We start from the raw sequence: 15,043 nt of genomic DNA, 5'->3' as shown, positions 1-15,043 counted from the left end.
AACGCACTCGGCTGAGCCGGTCGGCCTCACCCGGCTGATCGGCTCACTGGGAACGGAAGCGCTCCTCGAACAGGGCATCCTCGTCGGCTTCTGCCTGCCCGCGCACGGTGGGCGAGGCCCAGCGGTTGCGGCCGTAGCGGCTGCCCGGCTGGCTGATCTTCGCCCCCGCATCGAGCGCGGCTTTGTCGATGACGACCATGTCATTTTCGGCAGCAGCGCCGTGTTCGACCGCCTCGGCGGCGGCCTTGCGTTCACGGCGGGCCGAGATGACCACGGCGATGATGATCATGATCCCGAAGGCGAACCACTGGAGCATATAGGACAGGTGGTTGCCCGGATCGAGCTCGGGCATCGGCAGCGGGGTCAGTGCTTCTTCCGGGGAACCGCCGGTCTCCGCTGGTGAGGCCTCGACATAGACATGCGAATAGGCGTCATCCATTCCGGGAATGCGCGCGGGATCGATGGCTTTGATGAGGCCCTTCGGGTTCTCATCCTCGGACCCGTCCTGAGCGGGACGCAGATGAGCGACCACGGTCTGCTCACCCTGCGGCGCCGGCGGCACGGAATCCTGTTCGGCGGTGAATCCGCGGACGACGGCGATCGTCGAACCGCCGCTGATCTCGAACGGAGTCACCACATAGAAGCCGGGTTCGTCTCCGACTGTGCGGTTGCGCGCGAGGACGGTGTCGGAGTCGGAGTACTCACCGGTCAGTTCCACCTGGGTCCACTCATCGGTGGTGCCCAGCGTGGAATCCGGTGTCGAGAGCACCGAGGTGATGTCGACGGGGTCGGCGGAGTAGTTCGCGGTGATCGTCGCGATCTCCTGCTCGCGCTGATCGCGGCGGTCCTTCTGCCACAGGGCGAGGAACACGCAGGCGATGATGACGATGATCGCCATGGCGATGTATTTGAGCCAGCGTGCGGAGAAGAGGAAGGAATAACGGCTCAACCTGCATCCTCTGGAATCTCGTCGACGGAGACGTCGGTGATGAAGAAGTCGCGCAGCGTCAGAAAGTCACGCAGATAGACGAGATGCTCATCACAGGCCAACCACGTCTTCTTCCTCTCAGGGGTGTGGACGCGGGGGTTGTTCCACAGCAGGGCGCGGGTCGCGAACGCCCGGCATTCCTTCGCGGAGCACTGCAGCTGCTCGCTCAAACCTGGTCCCTCCTGTCGTCGTCGTTGTCGTCGACGGTCTCACCTTGGACGGTTTCTCCCGGGATGGTCTCTCCCGGGACCGTCTCGCCCCGGATCGTTTCGTGCTGGTGATCCGCGCCTGAATCGGTCGCGTCGGGGTCGGTCCCGTCCGGGTCGCCGCCTCGGGGATCTGCGCCGCCTCCGGGATCTGCGTCGTCGACTGTTTCCTCTTCGACGGTCTCCCCGTCGAGGGTGTCGCCGGAGATCGTCTCACCGCGCGCCGGCGGCAGCTCCGCCAGCGGGGCCGGTTCGAGCAGTGCGGAACGATCATCGCTGGTGCGTTCGCGGCCCGCATTGGCGAAGATCACCGCAGGGTAGGGGAGGACGACGGCACCTGCCACGCAGATCCACATGAGGATGTGCAGATCGGCGACGAAAGCGAAATAGGCGGCCACGAAGCAGACCGTCCTGATGCCCATGGTGATCGAATACTTGATGATCCGAGACCGCATATCGTCATCAAGGGCGGTGTCTGCCGTTGTGATCTGCTGAGCGTGCCTGACCATATCCTTCTTCGATCGATGACTGCCAAACATGATACTCGTCCTTTGTGAGAGTCGTATCCATGGGCCGAAGAACAGGATAGGTTTGTCCACGACAGATGTGAAGAACACAGTCGATCAACAGGAGACCCACGTGTCAGAACCACGCACAGTCCTCGTCACCGGCGGCAATCGCGGAATCGGCCGCACCATCGCCGAGGAGTTCCTCGCCCAAGGGGACAAGGTGGCCGTCACCTCCCGCAACGGTCAGGCCCCGGAGGGTGCTCTTGCCGTGGCCGCCGATGTCACCGACAGCGAATCGATCGATCGGGCGTTCACCGAGATCGAGGAGAAGCTCGGCCCCGTCGAGGTCGTCGTGGCCAATGCCGGAATCACCGCCGACAATCTGCTCATGCGGATGAACGATGACGAATTCGAATCCGTCATCGACACGAATCTCACCGGTGCCTTCCGCACCGTCAAGCGCGGAATCACCGGGATGATCCGCGCGAAGAGGGGCCGCATCGTCCTCATCTCGTCGGTGTCGGGACTCTACGGCGTCCCCGGCCAGGCGAACTACTCGGCGTCGAAGGCCGGTCTCGTCGGCTTCGCCCGCTCCATCACCCGCGAGGTCGGCTCCCGCGGAATCACCGCGAATGTCGTCGCCCCCGGCTTCATCCGCACGGATATGACCGATGAGCTCAGCGAGAAGCAGCGATCAGAGTACCTGTCGACGATTCCGGCCAAACGCTTCGCCGAGGCCGACGAGGTCGCCAAGGTCGTCCGCTGGGTGGCCTCCGATGAAGCCGCGTACATCTCCGGTGCCGTCATCCCCGTCGACGGCGGACTGGGAATGGGCCACTGACCCAGACGGTGCTGGGCCGGTCACAACCGGATCCTGGGCCGCAGACGATGCGGCCCCGCCGGGCCACAGCCCGTAGACTTCGATACAGAGACACCGCCCGAAGCGGCGTCATGCACACGCAACCACCTTCCTTTCGAAAGGACCACCATGGGAATTCTTGACGGAAAGCGCATTCTCGTCACCGGCGTGCTCACCGAGGCTTCGATCGCCTTCGCCGCTGCTCGCATCGCACAGGAGCAGGGAGCCGAGGTCATCCTCTCGAGCTTCGGCCGCCAGATGAAGATCACTCAGGTGATCGCCGAACGTCTGCCGCAGACCCCGCAGGTCATCGAACTCGACGCCACGAACGAAGAGGATCTGAACGCCCTGCCCGAGCGCCTCGGCGGCAACATCGACGGAATCGTCCACGCCATCGCCTTCGCACCGAAGGACGCCCTCGGCGGAGTCTTCCTCGACACCCCGTGGGACTCCGTGTCCGCGGCCATCCACGTCTCCGCCTACTCGCTCAAGGCCATCGCCGTGGCCGCGAAGCCCGTGCTCAACAAGGGCGCCGGAATCGTCGGGCTGACCTTCGATGCGACCATCTCCTGGCCTGTCTACGACTGGATGGGTGTGGCCAAGGCCGCCTTCGAATCGACCGCCCGCTACCTCGCCAAGTACGTCGGCGAAGACGGCGTGCGCGTCAACCTCGTCTCGGCCGGACCGCTGAAGACCACCGCCGCCACCTCCATCCCCGGTTTCGGAACGCTCGAAGACATGTGGGGCGACCGCGCACCCCTGGGCTGGGATCAGACGGACACCACCCCTGCCGGCAAGGCCATCGTCGCCCTGCTCTCCGACTGGTTCCCCGCCACCACCGGCGAGATGATCCACGTCGACGGCGGATTCCACTCCACCGGAGCCTGAGACATCCCATGCCTGTGCTCATCCTCGCCCGCCACGCCAAGGCGGAAGCGCATGGTCCCACCGACTTCGAACGGTCCCTGGATGCCAAGGGCCTGGCTCAGGCCGTCGAAGCCGGAGCCGAGATCGCCGAGCGCTGGTCACCCGATGTGGCCATCGCCTCGGCGGCCAGGCGCACCGTGCAGACCGGTCAGGCCGTTGTCGAAGCGGTCAACCGCGCTCATGGAGGTAACCTCGACGAACCGGGTGAGCTGACCCTGAGTGAGGATCCCTCGCTCTACGCCGGGTCCGTCGACGACTGGCTGGATGCGATCAATTCAATCCCCGCGGATGCGCAGTGCGCGTATATCGTGGGCCACCAGCCCACCGTCGCCGAGGTGGTCGGCCACCTCAATCCGGAAGGCGGGGTTCCCGATACGTTCCGTCCCTCCTCGATCGCGGTCTTCGACCTCGAGAGCTGGGACGTGGAGCCGGGGCACTTTCCTGCCCCGCAGATCCGGGTCTTCCACGGAGTCTGAACGCTCCGCCTGAACGACGCGATCTCAGACGCCTGTGGCGCTGACGAAAGATTCGTCAGCGCCACAGGCGTCTTCGGTCAGTCAGCGGCCGATGGCACCGGTGCCACACCCTCGGCGGGATCGTTCACACGTCTGCACGGGCAGCGACAAGGTCGATCACGGCACGCAGGTCACGTGTCTCCACGGACGCGTCCGCTGCGGCGACGAGAGCCGGCTTCGCACAGAAGGCGACTCCGAGACCAGCGGCCTCGATCATGCCGATGTCATTGGCGCCGTCCCCGACCGCCACCGAGGCGGCACGATCGTATCCGCCGGCAGCGAGCAGGTCCTCGAAGATCTCGGCCTTGGCGCTCGGGTCGATGACACGGCCGTTCGTCCGCCCGGTCAGCAGCCCGTCATGGATGTCGAGTCCGTTGGCGAAGACGTCGGTGATGCCCAACTGTGCGGCGACGGGAGCGATGATGGCGGTGAAGCCGCCCGACACCAGCGCCACCTGGCCACCTGAGGCGTGCACGGCCGAGACCAGGTCGGCGGCTCCCTCGGTGAGGGTGATCTGCTCCCGCACCTCATCGAGCACGGTCTCCGGCAGCCCGGTGAGCAGGGCGACCCGTTCGGCCAGGGATTCGGCGAAGTCGAGCTCACCGGCCATGGCGCGTTCGGTGATGTCGGCGACCTGGTCTCCGACCCCGGCATGGGCGGCGATGAGGTCGATGACCTCTTCGTTGATGAACGTCGAATCGACGTCCATGACGAGCAGTTGGACGGGGATCTGGGAGGCTGTGGCCTCAGGCGTCTCATTCACCCCTTCATCGTAGCCACCGCCATGATGTAGTCCGCGGCGGCGGGGTGCAGCTGAGACAGCAGTGCACCGAACTCGGGTGGGGCGACCGTCGCAGGGGCGAGCACGCTGCGCATCCGGTGGTGGATGTCGAGGGCGGCGTAGATCGCTCGGGAATCCGCCTCGGTGGGGATGAGTCGGGAGATCGGATGCATCGTCGACAGCTCCTCCTGCCAATCCCGCCACGGTCCCTGCCGCCAGTCCTCGGGGACGTCGATGGTCTCGATGAGGCGCAGGCCCTCCATCACCAGCAGGCGCAGCCGCCGCAGCGCCTCCGGAGCGGTTCCGACCGAGACGGGGCGGAAGACGGTGGGCGCACAGGCGAGGATCTCCACGTTCGCTTCGGCGCCGATGAGGGCGATCGCCGCCTGCTCGTCACCGCGGTGGAGGATGACGGGGGCGGTGTGGCGTCCGACCTTCGTTCGGGCGGCGCGATCGACCGGGGGCGTCGTATGCGGCAGGGATGGGTGGTGGAGCGCCAAGCGCGCATGAGTGATTCCGGCGGCGGCCGCCTCGGCGATGAAGAGCAGAAGCCCGGTGGGCACGGACGAGTCGAAGACCTCATCGGAGACGATGAGAGGAACATCACGATCATCGTCGAGGAAGGCAGAGGTCACCTCGTCAGGGGGCAGGGTCGAGCGCAGTCGGTGGTTGAGTGCCAGGGTCAGCAGCAGTGAGTCGGTCGTCAGGTCCATGTCGAACCAGGATAGACGGCCCGTCTGCGATAGAGTCTGAGGATATGAGTGAAGTCCTGAATCTGGATTCTGTGTCCGTGCGCCGGGGGACCAATTTCCTCCTCGACGATTTCTCGCTGACCGTCGCCGAAGGCGAGCACTGGGCGGTGCTCGGACCCAACGGTGCGGGCAAGACGACCCTGCTCGAACTCGCGGCCGGTCGCATGCATCCGACAAAGGGGACGGTCAGCATCCTCGAGGAGCAGCTCGGGCGCGTCGACGTGTTCGAACTGCGGCCGCGCATCGGCTATGCCTCGACGATTCTGGCCAACCGCATTCCCAGTTCCGAAGCGGTCCTCGACACCGTGCTCACCGCCGCCTACGGCGTCACCGGACGTTGGGTGGAGGAATACGAGCAGGACGACATCGACCGCGCCCGCGATCTGCTGGCCGCGTTCCACATCACGCACTTGGCTGATCGCACCTTCGGCACGCTGTCCGAGGGCGAGCGCAAGCGTGTGCAGATCGCGCGTGCACTCATGACCGACCCGGAGCTGCTGCTGCTCGACGAGCCGGCGTCCGGACTCGATTTCGGTGGGCGTGAGGAGCTGCTCGGTGCGCTCTCGGAGATTCTGTCGTCGAAGTGGGCGCCGGCCACGATCATGGTCACCCATCATGTCGAGGAGATCCCGGAGGGCATCACGCACGTGCTGCTGCTGTCCGAAGGCACCGATCTGGCCGCCGGTCCGATCGAGGAGACCCTGACGGCGGAGAACCTTGCGGCGACCTTCGGCATCGACGTCAAGCTCACCCGGGACGGTCAGCGCTACCACGCACGTTCCGCCCTCTGAGCATGGAGTTCCTGGCGAACCTGAGCCTCGAACCGTGGCAGATCCTCCTGGTCATCGTCGCCGGAATCGCGGCAGGTGGCATCAACGCCGTCGTCGGCTCCGGAACGCTCATCACCTTCCCGGCGCTCGTCGCCTTCGGAGTGCCGCCGGTGGTGTCGACGATGAGCAACGCAGTCGGGCTCATCCCCGGCAACATCGCTTCGTCGTTCGGGTACCGTGAAGAGCTGCGCGGACAGTGGAAGCGGATCCTCGGATTCGTTCCCGCCTCTCTGCTCGGGTCGCTGACCGGGGCGTATCTGCTGCTGCACCTGCCCGAGGATGCCTTCGAGACGATCGTGCCGGTCCTCCTCGTCGTGGCTCTGATCATGGTCGTGGGGCAGCCGTACCTCTCCCGCTACCTGAAGAGCCGGTCCCTGCGCCGTGCCGAGGCCGCCGGGGTCGAACATCGGGCTGCCTCGGCGGGGGATCGCCTGTCCACCGGCCGGTACATCGCCGTGCTCACCGTCGTCTTCCTCACCGCAATCTACGGCGGTTACTTCGCGGCCGCCCAGGGCATCATCCTCATCGCCCTGCTCGGTCTGCTGCTGCCCGATGATCTGCAGCGACTCAATGGGCTGAAGAACGTCCTCGTCCTCGTCGTCAATACGGTTTCGGCGAGCACGTACATCATCGTCGGCCACGACCGCATCAACTGGATCGCCGTCATCTGCATCGCCATCGGCTCCCTCATCGGCGGGTACTTCGGGGCCCGTATCGGGCGGAAGTTCTCACCCGTGCTGCTGCGCACCGTCATCGTGGCCCTCGGCCTCGTGGCGATCTGGAGGATCCTCACACTGTGAACGGACGTGCGTTGTGAATACTCCGGCCAAGGCTCCCTTGACTCGGCAGCAGGTCATCGACCGGTCCGCTGAACTCGGGATCGCCGTCGAGCGTCTGCGCTTCTTCGACGAAGCGGATCTGGCCGTCGGCGGCTTGGATGAGATGCGCGACTATACGCAGCTGACCGATGTCGCCCTGCGCAGCGTGCGCGAACCCGCCGAGGGGCTGTTCATCGCCGAATCCTCGAAGATCATCCGCCGCGCTCATGCTGTCGGAATGTCGCCCCGGTCGTTCCTGACCAGCCCGAAATGGCTGTTCGACTTGGCCGACATCATCTCTGAAAGCGATGTGCCGATCTTCATCGGCACGGATTCCGCTGTCGAAACACTGACCGGATTCCACCTCCACCGAGGGGCGCTGGCCGCGATGGCCCGACCTGTCCTTGCCCCGGTCGCCTCACTGCTCGCCGACGCCAGGCGCCTCGTCGTCATCGAGGACATCGTCGATCATACGAACGTCGGTGCCATCTTCCGTTCTGCGGCCGCGTTCGGCGCCGATGCCGTGCTCGTGACCCCGCGGTGTGCCGATCCGCTCTACCGCCGGTCGATCCGCGTGTCGATGGGCACGGTCTTCCAAGTCCCGTGGACCCGCGTCGAGTCCTGGCCAGGCGGGATCGTAGAGCTCCAGGACGCCGGATTCCATGTGGCGGCTCTGGCGCTTGATGATGATTCGGTGAGCCTGCGCGAGTTCGCCGCCACCGCACCCGAGCGCACTGCTGTGGTCTTCGGCACCGAAGGCGACGGACTGAAGCGATCGACGATCGCCGCCTGCGACTCGACCGTGATGATCCCCATGAGCGGGGGAGTGGACTCCCTCAACGTAGCGGCCGCCTCGGCGGTGACCTGCTTCGCCCTGCAGGAAGAGTGAGTCTACGTCAGTGGCGCACTTTAGCGTTTGATTATGAGCAATTCGATTGAGCTGTATACGACCGCTGACGGTGACACCGCGCTCGAGGTGCGCACTGATTCCGATACCGTTTGGCTGACACGGCATCAGCTTTCGCATCTGTTCGGACGTGATGTGAAGACGATCGGCAAACATATCAACAACGCTCTGCGGGAGGAACTCGACGGTGAGCCAACTGTCGCAAAATTTGCGACAGTTCAAAAAGAAGGCGCCCGAACCGTCACACGTATGGTTGAGCACTACAGCCTCGACATGGTCCTGTCGGTGGGATTTCGAGTGAAGTCGTCGGAAGGAGTGCGATTTCGCCGTTGGGCAAACGATGTCCTTCATCGCTATGCGATCGAAGGAGCCGCCGTCAACCAACGGCGGTTGTCAGAATTGGGAAAGATTGTCAGCGTGCTGACGAGGTCGCAGGACGAATTGGTTGCGGGGGTTGCCGACGTACTGTCAACGTACCTGCCGAGTCTCACCATGCTCAGAGATTATGACGAAGGAAACTTGTCGTCGAAATCGAGCTCCGTGCCTGGATGGGAATTGACCCTGGAAGAAGCACGCAGAATCATCGGCGGACTGTCATTGGCATTTCCCGACGATAAATTGCTGGGGAGGGAACGAGGCGATGCTCTAGGGGCTGTCATCGGGGCGATCTATCAGGGGTTCGGAGACCACGAACTCTATCCGACCGTCGAAGAGAAGGCGGCCCACTTGCTCTACTTCGTCGTCAAAGACCACCCCCTCTCCGACGGCAACAAGCGCAGCGCCGCGGCGCTGTTCGTCACCTTCCTTGACCGCAACGGCGCGCTGATCGACCCCGATGGCAACAGGCGAGTCGACAACAATGCGCTGGCAGCGATGACGCTGCTGGTCGCGATGAGTGAACCTTCCGAGAAGGAACTGATGATCGCGCTCGTCATCCGTATGATCGTCTCAGAAAGACAGTGATCATTCCCGCAGTCATGACGGAGAGGACCCCAGTGGACCGCAGCACCCTAGCCCTTGCTCTTGAAGTCGGACGGATCACCGGTGAGGTCGCCACCCCGAGAGAGAACAACCTTTCGCACATCCACCGGTTCCTCGACCAGGAACGCCAATTCGACTTCGGTGTCGAACTCACCCGCGACTGGGACTACGACTCGGTGTTCGCGCTCATGGTTGAGCGTTGCGGCCTGCGGCCCGACCCCGAGTTCGTCGAAGGCGTGGACACGATCTCCACCGACGCCTGCATCGTCGCTCTGGAGAAGCTCGCCGAGGCTGTCGGTGAGGTCACACGGTCGGGAGGTCGGCTCCTCTTCGCCACCGGGCACCCGGCGGGCCTGCTGCCCGTCCATATGGCGATTGCCGACGCGGCGAAGGACGCGGGCGCGGTCATCGACGTCCGTGACCACTTCATTCCGGTCCCGGAGATCGGTGGCGACGTCCGCCAGATCAACAATGTGTGGACTTGGCACCAGCATGGCGGCAGTCCGCACACGCACCTGGCCGAACCGATGCATGCGCTGCTCGATGATTTCGCCGCCCGCGGCGGCAGCGCCCCAGACCTCGTCGTTGCCGACCACGGGTGGGCCGGAGCCGCGTCGAGCAGGGGATTGCGGACCATCGGCTACGCCGACTGCAACGATCCGGCGCTCTTCGTCGCCGAGGCGCAGGGGCAGATCGAAGCGACCATCCCGCTCGACGACGACGTCGTCCCGAACCTCTATGCCCCACTCATCGACTACGTCATCGAGCGTGCGGGACTGAGCTGACGAGCAGCGCTCGGCAGACGGGGAGCATCGGACCGACAGGCGGTGCTCGACCGACTGTCGATGCCAGACCGAGCGACTCGGTCAGCCGATCTCGGTGGCCAGGTCCTCGATCACCTCGGCGCCGGGCAGAGACGCGAGGGCGGAGCCGGAGAGTATCAGCTTGGAGCCGCGGATACCGGAACCGATGATGAGCTCCTCGGCCGCGGCGACGCGGGAATCGATGAGCACCCGGTAGTTCTCCGGCAGGCCGATCGGTCCGATGCCGCCGTACTCCATCCCGGATTCGTCCACGGCGCGCTCGAGCGGGAGGAACGATGCCTTGCGGACGTCGAGGAGCTTCTTGACCCGTTTGTTGACATCGGCGCGGGTGTTCGCGAGCACCATGCACGCGGCGATGCGCTCCTCACCGCCCCGTGAACCGGCGACGAGGACGCAGTTCGCCGAGGTGGCCGGGGGCAGATCCGTGGCATCGAGGAGAGCCGCGGTGTCTGCGATCTGGGGATCGATGGCGAAGACGTCGACCTCGCCGGAGACCGTCGGCAGGGCGGCGGCCGTCGACTCTGCCATGAGCTCCGGAGCAGTGGCGGCGGGCTGGAGAGTGAACTGAGCGGAGAGGCGCTGTTTCGTGGTCATGGCCACAGTTTAGGAGATCCGTGTCGAATCGCTTTGTCCGGGCCCATCAGTTAGAATCGATTGTCGCTCCGTGTCCGGTTCCTACGGTTCGGAGCGTGTCCAGCAGACGAATTCGGGCACTGGCAGATGAGTTCAACTCATATCAGGCGCCTGAAAGAATTCAGCAGAGGTAAGAAAATGAAGAAGGACATCCACCCGGAATACGCACCGATCGTGTTCAACGATCTGGCTTCCGGCACCAAGTTCCTCACCCGCTCCACCGCTAAGAGCGACAAGACCATCGAGTGGGAAGACGGCAACACCTACCCCGTGATCGACGTCGAGATCTCGTCCGCTTCGCACCCGTTCTACACGGGCAAGCAGCGCATCCTCGACTCCGCCGGCCGCGTGGAGAAGTTCAAGGACCGCTACAAGGGCTTCGGCAAGCGCTGATCTCGGGAGTTTCCAACTGCTTCATACAGATTGCCCCGCACACCGAATCGGTGTGCGGGGCAATCTGCTGTCTGCAGGTCGACTGACTCTGATGCGACGTCCCGACTGTGACTGGGTGCGTCCTCGCGGGGACGCAACCGAAGCACCGGTGATCAGTCGACGGTGACTGAGACCTCGGAGGAGGGGCTCACCCGTGCCGCCGGGTGGTAGAGCGAGGCGACTCCGGTGGCATTGTCGAGGCAGTTCGCGATTCCGTGTGCGACCTTCTCCTTGGCGGAGACGACGGCGTCCTTGATGTCCAGACCGGTGGCGATGCCCGCCGCGATCGAGGAGGCGAACGAGCAGCCTGCCCCGTTGACGAGCTTGTCATTGACCTTGCGCGAGCGCAGAGTCGTCACGGTCTCACCGTCGAAGAGGATGTCGATGGCATCGTCTCCGGCGAGGCGCGCCCCGCCCTTGACGACGACGTTCTTCGCGCCCTGCCCATGGATGATCTTCGCGGCCTCGATCATGCCCTCGACGGAGTCGATGGGGTCGACCCCGGCCAGAGTGGCGGCCTCTTCGAGATTCGGGGTGACGACGGTGGCCAGGGGCACGAGGTTCTCGACGAAGAGATCCTTGAGATCGACCATGGTGCCTGCGCCCTTGCACACGAGCACAGGATCGAAGACGTACGGCAGATCATTGGTCTTGAGTTCTTCGGCGAGGACCAGTGCCGAGTCGACGGAGCCGAGCATTCCGGACTTGATGGCGGTGAATTCGTGCACGGCCAGCGTCGACTCGAGCTGGCGGTTGACGACCTCGGGTTCGATGAATTCGAGGACGTGGGCGAATCCGTCATTGGGATCGAAAGTGACGATGCAGGTGACGACGGCAGTGCCGAAGGCACCGTATTCGTCGAACATCTTCAGATCGGCTTCGAGTCCGGCTCCTCCGGAGACATCGGATCCGGCGACGGTGAGCACCTTTGCGGTCATAGTGGTCCTTTCAGGTAAAGCGTTCGCGAAGAATTCTACGCGGGTTCAGGCGCCCGTGTAGCCGTGTTGGCGCCAGGCTTCGTAGATGGCGATGGATGCCGAATTCGCCAGGTTGAGCGAACGGCGTGCCGGCAGCATCGGGATCCGCACCGTCATATCGACATGGTCGTCGGTGACGACCTCGTCGGGCAGTCCCGTCGACTCGCGTCCGAAGAGGAGGACGTCTCCGTCTTGGTACTCCACCTCGGCGAAGGAATTGTCCGTATGCGTGCTGAACGCGATCACCCGACGCTCACCGAGGTGGCTCCAGAGCACGTCGATCGATGGATGGACGGTGACATGGGCGAGGTCGTGATAGTCGAGACCGGCTCGGCGCAGCTTCGCGTCGGAGAGGTCGAAGCCGAGGGGCTCGACGAGATGGAGATGGGCTCCGGTGACCGCGGCGAGCCGGATGGCATTTCCGGTGTTGCCGGGGATCTCGGGAGTGTGGAAGACGATGTCGATATTCATATCCCTCTCATCTTCTCACCTCTTTCCAGGGAAGGACCTCATCGGCTGTCCCGGCGGACGAGGAGGTAGCCCTGCCTGGTCGCCTCCGGGAAGCGGCCGGCCCGGTCGGGTTCTCGTTCGAGACGGGCGGCAGGGGTGAAACCATGCGGTTCGAGGGCGGTGAGAACGTCATCGATCGAACGGCGGTGGAAGTCGAGGTCGACGTCGAAGCCGGCGAGATCGGAGAAGTGATCGACCCGGTCGCCGAGCTGAAACGCCAGCTGGAACCAGCCTCCCGGACGCAGGACACGGGCCGCCTCGGCGAAGGCGAGGGCAAGCGCATCCCCGGGGACGTGGATGGTCGAGTACCAGGCGACGAGACCGGAGAAGGACACATCGGCATAGGGCAGAGCGGTCATCGACCCGACGTCGAACTGATGGGTCGGATAGAGGCCCTTCGCGAGTTCGATCATGGCAGGGGAGAGGTCGAGTCCGCGCGGTTCCAGCCCAAGGGCGCCGAGGAACGTAGTGATGCGACCGGGCCCGCAGCCTATATCGAGGACCTCCGCTGAGCCGGTGCCGAGGACGAGCTCGGAGAACGCCCCGAGCACGGCTCGGTCATGAGGTTTCGCAGTGAGCTCGTCGGCGACCCAGTCCGTGTAGGTTCGGGCGATCGCATCATAGGAATCACGCGTGGCCGCTTCGCGGGTGCGGGCTTCGTCAGTCATGACCGTCACCTTACCCGTCGGCGCTGACACGGCAGGCAAGAGCCAGTTCGGCAGTCTTCGGGACACATGTGGTTAGGCTTGGTCACCTGCAGAAACGAAACTCAATCGAATCTCAGCGGTGATTCATTTCTGAAGATTGCCTTCGATCGAATTCTCGTGTCAGTGCCGAGCCCTAGAGTGGAGGCACGGTTGGTGGTCATGGGGATCGCCGGACCGGAGGGCCGACGGGCCGCGGGAGGGGAGCACCATGAGAGACGATGAGCCGATTGCAGCGGAGGCGGCCGACCTCGCAGGGCTGAGTGTCGATCCGAAGGACTATGGAGGGGCTGACGCCGATGTGGACCCCAGCACCCTCACCTGTGAGCAGATCGTGACGGATATCCGGCGCAACATCTCATGCATCTCCTTCTGCCACGCTCGCGTCATCACCCTCATCGACGAGGTCGAGAGGCGGGGACTGTGGACGGAATGGGTCGGTGTGAAGACCCTGACCGAGTGGGTGATGCATGTGGCGTCGGTGAGCATGCACACGGCTCGCGAGTATGTTCGCGTGATGAGGGCGCTGCGGGAGATGCCGAAGGTGAAGAAGAGTCTGGCGGGCGGTGATGTCAGCTTCTCAAAGGTGAGGGAAGTGACCCGACTGGGGGAGCGGATCGGCGACGATGAGGCGCTGCGTCTGGCCACCCTTGCCACCGGCAGCCAGATCAGCCGGATCTCGCAGAACTACCAGCAGCTGGCCGACAAGATCGACAACGGCCCGTTCCCGCTGTACCTGGCTGAGGACAGTGTGAACATGCGTCAGGTGGCACCCGGTCGGACCCGGATCACGATCGAACTCGAGGAAGACGATGCCGCAGAGATCGCCGCGATGCTCGACGCCGCCCGCCAGGTTCTCGAGCGTCCCGTCCATGACGGTGGTTCCGCTGAGGAGGGGGCTGCGGGCGAAGGCGACACAGTGGACGAGGCTCCTTATGAGCCGGTCTCCCAGGTCATGTGCCTGATGGAGATCATCCACGCCTTCCCCCGTGCCGAGCCCGCGGGTTCGATCGACGCCGATCGTGCCCGGCTGCTCGTCCATGCCTCCGCCGAGGTGATCACTCGCAGCGGAGCCACGGTGGAAGCCGCGCCCGCGTTCAAGCCACCTCTGCTCAGTATCCCCGCAAGACCAGCGGCCGACGCAGGCGTCCCCGCGGGGACGAAAGGCGAATCGGACGGTCCGGCAGAAGAGGGGATTGGGTCAGACCGTGCGGAAGGAGCCGAGGGAAGCGTCCCCGCGGGGACGTCGGGCGGACGGGCGGATACGACCTGCCGGATCGAAGGGTTCGGCGGCATCACCGCGGCGACGGCGGAGCGCCTGAGCTGTGAGGCGCTGATCAGCGGGGCGGTCAAGGATGCCGGAGGCGACGTCCTCATGCTCGGGCGCTCGAAGCGTCTGGTGAGCAGACGACAGCGAATGGCGCTGAGTGTGCGTGATGTCTGCTGCCAATTCCCCGGCTGCCGAGCCCGCAGGCGATGCGATGCCCACCATATCCGTCCCTGGTCGCAGGGTGGGAGGACCGATATGGACAATCTCATCCTGCTCTGTCGCCGACATCACACCGTGGTGCACAAATACCAGCTGCGCATCGAACGCACCGGAGCGGATTTCGCCGGAGCGATGCGCGGTCCCGCTGCCTTTGCCTTCTACATGCCCGACGGTTCCCAGCTGCTTCCGCTGGAAAGTCGGGTGAGGGGGCGGATGATGTTCAATACCGCGGTTCGCGTCGCCGAGGTCAAGAAGATCACGAAAGCGGCCGATCCCGGCACCGTCGGCGGCGGTTACGGCTTTGACCTCGGCCTCTGTATCGCATGGATGTTCGAAGCCGAATGGCGACACGACCGGGAGGGCAGAGCTGTTGTCTGAATCTTGCCAATTTAGAACACCAG

19 protein-coding genes are annotated in these 15,043 nt (G+C 64.5%); 10 read left to right on the top strand and 9 right to left on the bottom strand.

The window, feature by feature from the left end:
• Positions 1-43 precede the first annotated feature (43 nt).
• From HF684_RS09765 to HF684_RS09755, 3 genes are read right to left on the bottom strand one after another with little or no spacing between them, the layout of a single operon-like run.
• Positions 44-949, bottom strand: a complete 906-nt coding sequence (locus tag HF684_RS09765) for an SURF1 family protein (RefSeq protein WP_169252309.1) — start codon at positions 947-949, stop codon at positions 44-46.
• Positions 946-1,158 (bottom strand): hypothetical protein, encoded by a 213-nt coding sequence (locus tag HF684_RS09760; protein WP_025778416.1) that lies wholly within the window; start codon positions 1,156-1,158, stop codon positions 946-948. Before HF684_RS09760 ends, HF684_RS09765 begins: the two co-directional genes overlap by 4 nt.
• A complete protein-coding gene (locus HF684_RS09755) occupies positions 1,155-1,703 on the bottom strand; it encodes a DUF3099 domain-containing protein (protein WP_169252308.1) in 549 nt (182 codons plus the stop codon). The genes HF684_RS09760 and HF684_RS09755 overlap by 4 nt, the downstream gene beginning before the upstream one ends.
• A 130-nt stretch (positions 1,704-1,833) precedes the next feature.
• Between HF684_RS09755 and HF684_RS09750 the strand changes: the two genes are divergently transcribed.
• The 3 genes from HF684_RS09750 (at position 1,834) to HF684_RS09740 (ending at position 3,965) form a co-directional block, all read left to right on the top strand.
• Positions 1,834-2,544 carry a beta-ketoacyl-ACP reductase gene (locus HF684_RS09750; protein ID WP_169252307.1) on the top strand — a complete coding sequence of 237 codons (711 nt, stop codon included), beginning with the start codon at positions 1,834-1,836 and terminating at the stop codon, positions 2,542-2,544.
• Between the two features lie 147 nt (positions 2,545-2,691).
• Complete coding sequence (gene fabI / locus HF684_RS09745; protein WP_169252306.1) at positions 2,692-3,450, top strand: enoyl-ACP reductase FabI; 759 nt, start codon at positions 2,692-2,694, stop codon at positions 3,448-3,450.
• 8 nt (positions 3,451-3,458) lie between these two features.
• On the top strand, positions 3,459-3,965 hold the full coding sequence (locus HF684_RS09740; protein ID WP_169252305.1) for a histidine phosphatase family protein: 507 nt from the start codon (positions 3,459-3,461) through the stop codon (positions 3,963-3,965).
• Positions 3,966-4,089: 124 nt separating this feature from the next.
• On the opposite strand, the gene serB is transcribed toward HF684_RS09740, so the two are convergent.
• Positions 4,090-4,767, bottom strand: coding sequence for a phosphoserine phosphatase SerB (gene serB, locus HF684_RS09735; protein ID WP_169252304.1), 678 nt, complete (start codon positions 4,765-4,767; stop codon positions 4,090-4,092).
• Positions 4,764-5,498 carry a hypothetical protein gene (locus tag HF684_RS09730; RefSeq protein ID WP_169252303.1) on the bottom strand — a complete coding sequence of 245 codons (735 nt, stop codon included), beginning with the start codon at positions 5,496-5,498 and terminating at the stop codon, positions 4,764-4,766. Before HF684_RS09730 ends, serB begins: the two co-directional genes overlap by 4 nt.
• A gap of 44 nt (positions 5,499-5,542) precedes the next feature.
• On the opposite strand from HF684_RS09730, the gene HF684_RS09725 reads away from it, so the two are divergent.
• The 5 genes from HF684_RS09725 to HF684_RS09705 all read left to right on the top strand — a co-directional run bounded on the left by HF684_RS09725 (position 5,543) and on the right by HF684_RS09705 (position 9,858).
• On the top strand, positions 5,543-6,328 hold the full coding sequence (locus HF684_RS09725; protein ID WP_025778409.1) for an ABC transporter ATP-binding protein: 786 nt from the start codon (positions 5,543-5,545) through the stop codon (positions 6,326-6,328).
• Positions 6,329-6,330: 2 nt separating this feature from the next.
• On the top strand, positions 6,331-7,167 hold the full coding sequence (locus HF684_RS09720) for a sulfite exporter TauE/SafE family protein (protein WP_169252302.1): 837 nt from the start codon (positions 6,331-6,333) through the stop codon (positions 7,165-7,167).
• A 142-nt stretch (positions 7,168-7,309) separates the two neighbouring features.
• Positions 7,310-8,074: an RNA methyltransferase gene (locus HF684_RS09715; protein WP_169253858.1), complete on the top strand. Its 765-nt coding sequence runs from the start codon at positions 7,310-7,312 to the stop codon at positions 8,072-8,074.
• Positions 8,075-8,107: 33 nt separating this feature from the next.
• Complete coding sequence (locus HF684_RS09710; RefSeq protein WP_169252301.1) at positions 8,108-9,055, top strand: virulence protein RhuM/Fic/DOC family protein; 948 nt, start codon at positions 8,108-8,110, stop codon at positions 9,053-9,055.
• Between the two features lie 32 nt (positions 9,056-9,087).
• Positions 9,088-9,858 (top strand): phosphatase, encoded by a 771-nt coding sequence (locus HF684_RS09705; RefSeq protein WP_248278867.1) that lies wholly within the window; start codon positions 9,088-9,090, stop codon positions 9,856-9,858.
• 81 nt (positions 9,859-9,939) lie between these two features.
• Here the strand turns inward: HF684_RS09705 and HF684_RS09700 are convergent, their stop codons facing one another.
• Positions 9,940-10,491 carry a YbaK/EbsC family protein gene (locus HF684_RS09700; RefSeq protein ID WP_169252299.1) on the bottom strand — a complete coding sequence of 184 codons (552 nt, stop codon included), beginning with the start codon at positions 10,489-10,491 and terminating at the stop codon, positions 9,940-9,942.
• Positions 10,492-10,668: 177 nt separating this feature from the next.
• Between HF684_RS09700 and HF684_RS09695 the strand changes: the two genes are divergently transcribed.
• Positions 10,669-10,923 (top strand): type B 50S ribosomal protein L31, encoded by a 255-nt coding sequence (locus HF684_RS09695; protein ID WP_009375892.1) that lies wholly within the window; start codon positions 10,669-10,671, stop codon positions 10,921-10,923.
• Positions 10,924-11,075: 152 nt separating this feature from the next.
• Here the strand turns inward: HF684_RS09695 and HF684_RS09690 are convergent, their stop codons facing one another.
• Genes HF684_RS09690 through HF684_RS09680 form a run of 3 tightly spaced genes read right to left on the bottom strand, consistent with a single transcriptional unit; the run spans position 11,076 to position 13,117 of the window.
• The gene (locus HF684_RS09690) at positions 11,076-11,900 is read right to left on the bottom strand and encodes a PfkB family carbohydrate kinase (protein WP_101555989.1); all 825 of its coding nucleotides are present in this window, start codon (positions 11,898-11,900) and stop codon (positions 11,076-11,078) included.
• Positions 11,901-11,945: 45 nt separating this feature from the next.
• A complete protein-coding gene (locus HF684_RS09685) occupies positions 11,946-12,410 on the bottom strand; it encodes a tRNA (cytidine(34)-2'-O)-methyltransferase (protein WP_169252298.1) in 465 nt (154 codons plus the stop codon).
• Between the two features lie 38 nt (positions 12,411-12,448).
• A complete protein-coding gene (locus tag HF684_RS09680) occupies positions 12,449-13,117 on the bottom strand; it encodes a class I SAM-dependent methyltransferase (RefSeq protein WP_169252297.1) in 669 nt (222 codons plus the stop codon).
• A gap of 247 nt (positions 13,118-13,364) precedes the next feature.
• Here HF684_RS09680 and HF684_RS09675 point away from each other — a divergent pair, with 247 nt between their 5' ends.
• Positions 13,365-15,020, top strand: coding sequence for an HNH endonuclease signature motif containing protein (locus tag HF684_RS09675; RefSeq protein WP_169252296.1), 1,656 nt, complete (start codon positions 13,365-13,367; stop codon positions 15,018-15,020).
• Positions 15,021-15,043: the final 23 nt, after the last annotated feature.

Source organism: Brevibacterium sp. 'Marine' (assembly GCF_012844365.1).
Lineage (GTDB): Bacteria > Actinomycetota > Actinomycetes > Actinomycetales > Brevibacteriaceae > Brevibacterium.
This window is presented reverse-complemented; position numbering and strand designations above follow the sequence as displayed.

Coding starts and splice junctions, on each gene's coding strand:
- HF684_RS09685 (WP_169252298.1), bottom strand. CDS start 12,410: ATGAATATCGACATCGTCTTCCACACTCCCGAGATCCCCGGCAACACC.
- HF684_RS09730 (WP_169252303.1), bottom strand. CDS start 5,498: ATGGACCTGACGACCGACTCACTGCTGCTGACCCTGGCACTCAACCAC.
- HF684_RS09740 (WP_169252305.1), top strand. CDS start 3,459: ATGCCTGTGCTCATCCTCGCCCGCCACGCCAAGGCGGAAGCGCATGGT.
- HF684_RS09690 (WP_101555989.1), bottom strand. CDS start 11,900: ATGACCGCAAAGGTGCTCACCGTCGCCGGATCCGATGTCTCCGGAGGA.
- HF684_RS09710 (WP_169252301.1), top strand. CDS start 8,108: ATGAGCAATTCGATTGAGCTGTATACGACCGCTGACGGTGACACCGCG.
- HF684_RS09675 (WP_169252296.1), top strand. CDS start 13,365: ATGAGAGACGATGAGCCGATTGCAGCGGAGGCGGCCGACCTCGCAGGG.
- fabI (WP_169252306.1), top strand. CDS start 2,692: ATGGGAATTCTTGACGGAAAGCGCATTCTCGTCACCGGCGTGCTCACC.
- HF684_RS09715 (WP_169253858.1), top strand. CDS start 7,310: ATGCGCGACTATACGCAGCTGACCGATGTCGCCCTGCGCAGCGTGCGC.
- HF684_RS09695 (WP_009375892.1), top strand. CDS start 10,669: ATGAAGAAGGACATCCACCCGGAATACGCACCGATCGTGTTCAACGAT.
- HF684_RS09720 (WP_169252302.1), top strand. CDS start 6,331: ATGGAGTTCCTGGCGAACCTGAGCCTCGAACCGTGGCAGATCCTCCTG.
- HF684_RS09725 (WP_025778409.1), top strand. CDS start 5,543: ATGAGTGAAGTCCTGAATCTGGATTCTGTGTCCGTGCGCCGGGGGACC.
- HF684_RS09700 (WP_169252299.1), bottom strand. CDS start 10,491: ATGACCACGAAACAGCGCCTCTCCGCTCAGTTCACTCTCCAGCCCGCC.
- HF684_RS09755 (WP_169252308.1), bottom strand. CDS start 1,703: ATGGTCAGGCACGCTCAGCAGATCACAACGGCAGACACCGCCCTTGAT.
- HF684_RS09680 (WP_169252297.1), bottom strand. CDS start 13,117: ATGACTGACGAAGCCCGCACCCGCGAAGCGGCCACGCGTGATTCCTAT.